The 3,400-nt window shown below is 42.2% G+C and carries 4 protein-coding genes and 1 pseudogene; all 5 read right to left on the minus strand.

Going from position 1 to position 3,400, the window contains the following annotated elements; all coding sequences use genetic code 11:
* Nucleotides 1-124: 124 nt before the first annotated feature.
* Nucleotides 125-484 (minus strand): annotated as a pseudogene (locus HZY94_RS08420) (enoyl-CoA hydratase-related protein); the annotation flags it as partial.
* 198 nt (nt 485-682) lie between these two features.
* On the minus strand, nt 683-1,615 hold the full coding sequence (gene birA, locus HZY94_RS08425; RefSeq protein WP_179925784.1) for a bifunctional biotin--[acetyl-CoA-carboxylase] ligase/biotin operon repressor BirA: 933 nt from the start codon (nt 1,613-1,615) through the stop codon (nt 683-685).
* Nucleotides 1,616-1,619: 4 nt separating this feature from the next.
* Complete coding sequence (locus HZY94_RS08430) at nt 1,620-2,144, minus strand: biotin transporter BioY (protein ID WP_179925785.1); 525 nt, start codon at nt 2,142-2,144, stop codon at nt 1,620-1,622.
* Between the two features lie 178 nt (nt 2,145-2,322).
* The gene (locus HZY94_RS08435) at nt 2,323-2,730 is read right to left on the minus strand and encodes a hypothetical protein (protein WP_179925786.1); all 408 of its coding nucleotides are present in this window, start codon (nt 2,728-2,730) and stop codon (nt 2,323-2,325) included.
* A gap of 84 nt (nt 2,731-2,814) precedes the next feature.
* Nucleotides 2,815-3,282: a LytR/AlgR family response regulator transcription factor gene (locus HZY94_RS08440; protein WP_179925787.1), complete on the minus strand. Its 468-nt coding sequence runs from the start codon at nt 3,280-3,282 to the stop codon at nt 2,815-2,817.
* Nucleotides 3,283-3,400: the final 118 nt, after the last annotated feature.

The raw sequence follows: 3,400 nt of genomic DNA on the forward strand, positions 1-3,400 counted from the left end.
AAACCTTAAAATCCATTGTGAATAGAGAATGGACAAGGTCCTTTCTAGATACGTAGTGGTTTTATATTGTTGTATTTCAAAACTAAGCATCCATTATTTTTCAACTTTTGATTTTAAATGAGTATAAGACCAGATTGAAGGCTGCACCTGCAACAGGTCCATCAACAACCATGATAACTGGGATCCCCAATGCTTTGAGGGCTAAGGAAATCTCATTTACCTGCTCTGCAATCCGAACCAGAGACTCGATATTCTCATTGTCGACCGCCTCTTTCATTTGGACCAGATCTCCCCCAACAGAAAACACCTTGCCCACTGCCTCAATCACCAGCGCTTTTAAGGATTGATCCTGGGCCACATCTGCCAGTGCTGCTAAGATACTGTCACACATGGGAACATTAAAACGATTTGCCACTTCAGGTCGATTGAGGGTCAGCTTGGCAAGACCATCCGTTTTTTCCATCAGAATTCCATAATAGGTCATAAAACTCCTTTCCTTTGACAATTAAATGGTTTGATTCTCAAACCTTATTAGATACTTTAACACAAGCCTAACAATTTCTCAAGGATTTTTACAAGTTTTTTAGTTTGAACCTATAAATTATTTGAAGAATCAAATCGTTAAAATGGGTATTTCAAAGAAAAAGACAGGTAAACACTGCTACCTGTCTTGGTTATTTTTCTACCACTTGCTAAGACTGATTTCACCACCGGATAGTATCTGACGTCCCGCCTCAGTCTCAACAACTAGTTCCCCCGTTGTTAAAATATCGACTGCCCTAGCCCGAACAATCTGCCCTTGAGACTGATAGCTGATCTCCCGCCCCAGCACTAGGGACTGCTGTTTATAAAGCTGGAAAAGATCATCGACCTCACTGCTGAAAAAAACACGCCAAATTTCAGCGATCAACTCATTTCGAGTCAGCTGGGGTGGACTATCAAAAAGAGAACCGGCCTTATCCTTCAGCTCCTCGGGAAAGGTCGGGACAAAGAAATTAATACCAACCCCGATTATTAGATGAGCAACGGTCCCTGTCTCCACATCTGAGACTGCCTCGGTCAAAACGCCAGCAATTTTTTTCTGTCCTAGATAAATATCGTTGACCCATTTGATCTGTGTTTCCAGTCCCAATAAATTGGAAATAGCCTGAACAATACTAGCCGCAATCAAAAGCGTATAACTGGGAAGCTGAGCCAAGGGCAGGCCTGGCTCTAGGTGGAGACTCATGTAAATCCCACCTCTTTCTGGAGTAAAAAAGGGACGGGAAAAGCGTCCCCGCGCAGCCTTTTGACTGGGAGCCAGATAAAGAGCTGGGCTCGGATTCCCCAGCGCGATCCCCTGCTTGGCATCGATTTGCGTTGACTGACTGTCTGGATTGAAATGAACCGGCAAACCTAGTTTTTGACCAATCGCTTCAGCTACTAACAGATCGCCAGAGACCAGGCGGTAGCCGCGATTTTTCAGACCCTCAATTACCAGACCTTCTTTTTCCAACTGCTTGATCGCCTTCCAAATAGCTGCGCGTGAGATCTGGAGTTGCTTAGCCAGTGTCTCACCGCTTACAAAGTCTGGGGCAGTTGCCAATACTTGATAAAGTTTTTCATAGGTTTTCATCCGTCTACTCCAAAATTGAAATCCTCTGCGCGATCAAACAAGCAACAAAAGCTTTTAGCAGATCCCCGGGCAGAAAGGCCAGATTGGCAAACAACGAGGCACTGAGAGATAGATTCGTGACTTGTGATAGCCAAACAGAACCAACCACATCCACAAACAAAACCCCGACCAAAATCGTCACGGCTACTAAAACCGGAAAAGTAGGCTGCTTCACCTTCGACAACAGCCAGCCCATCAACAAGGGAACCAAAGCCCAGGCCAGCACATAGCCCGCAGTCGGACCCACCAAAGTTGTCAAGGTTGTAGATTTTCCTGAAAAAACCGGAAGCACCAGACCGAAGAGAAAAAAGAGAAGCAGGGTCAGACTCCCTTTTTTAACGCCCATAGTCGCTCCAATCAGCATGACTCCAAGGTTTTGAAAGACAATGGGAACCGGGATAAACCCTAAGGGAATCGCTGGAAGCCAGCCTAACACAATCAAAAAACTGGTCATAAGGCCAATCTGGGCCAGATCTCTGGTTTGTAACATTCTTAACTCCTTCATAACACAGTGAATCAGATTCACTTCTTTTGCTACCCACTATAACAGAAAGCCAGAAAAGTGTAAACCTATAATTTTTAAAAAGTTTACTATTTTGCGATAAAAATTAGTCCTCACAGCATAACAAAACTGACCTTCCTAGGAAAGCCAGTTTTTACTTATCAACTTATTTCCACCGCCCCACTTCATGCCGGCCTTTAGAAACCAAGCCCCAATAAGCCAGAAAGAGACAGCTTAGGCTAAACCAATACCGTTCTCTCCATTCAGGATACAAGAAAAAGAGTAACACAACGACAAGTAAGACTAGGCGGATAAAAATGTCAATCCCCAGATAAATCGATTGCCTAGAGGAACTTGAAGGCTGATATTGCCCCGGCTCCCGGCTTAAGCGGAATCTTTTCAAATCTCTGATCACAAAAGCATAGAAAACCATAAAAAGACCCAGTAAACCCAAAGCTAGGCGACCATAATCCCTAGGCTCCTGAAATAAATCAAGCAGAACCCAAACAAAGCCTCCTATAATAACCAATCTCACCAAGCCATCCAACATCCGTAAGCAGTTTTCAAGTTTCATAACCTATCTCCTATCGTCTTTTACAAAAATCCCCAAAATACCTAGAGTAGAAATTAAGGGAGTATTAAACTGAGACCCAATTTTTTAATCGGAATGTTCTAGATTTTTAGTCGATCCCTCTCGCATCCTCCTTAATGTGACTAACAGCTCCGTTATTTTTCTTCGAGAAATCAGGCAACTTTTTTGATCCTGAAAATAAACCATACGATTTCTTCTATCAACCCGAATAACATTTTTTAAATTAATAATATAGGAGCGATGGCATTGATAAAATCGGGAATCCTGTTCCAAAACTTCTTCTAAACTGGCAAAAAATTCTAGGGTTCCACTAGAGTAATGAAGTAGAATTCGATGGGGTTTGGGAGAAGTTTCTAAATAATAAATTTCTTCAAAAGGAATCTGAAGTTGACTATATTTCCCCTGAAAGAAGAAGACATCACCCACAGTCTTTTGCTCTTGTCTCTGAACATAAAGAAGAACAGCCTCGATTCTTTTTTCAAAATCATCAGGCTCTAATCCCTTATCAATGAAGTCGAGAGCTGATATAGTCATTTAGTCTTTAAACAGTATGATATTGCGTCAGTTAAATTCTCTGTTTTTCTAAGTAATTCTGTCACAGCTTTTTTCAGAATAGCCCAACTGTTTTCAATAGGATTCAACTCTGGAGAAT

It is taken from the genome of Streptococcus danieliae, assembly GCF_013415245.1.
Classification (GTDB): domain Bacteria; phylum Bacillota; class Bacilli; order Lactobacillales; family Streptococcaceae; genus Streptococcus; species Streptococcus danieliae_A.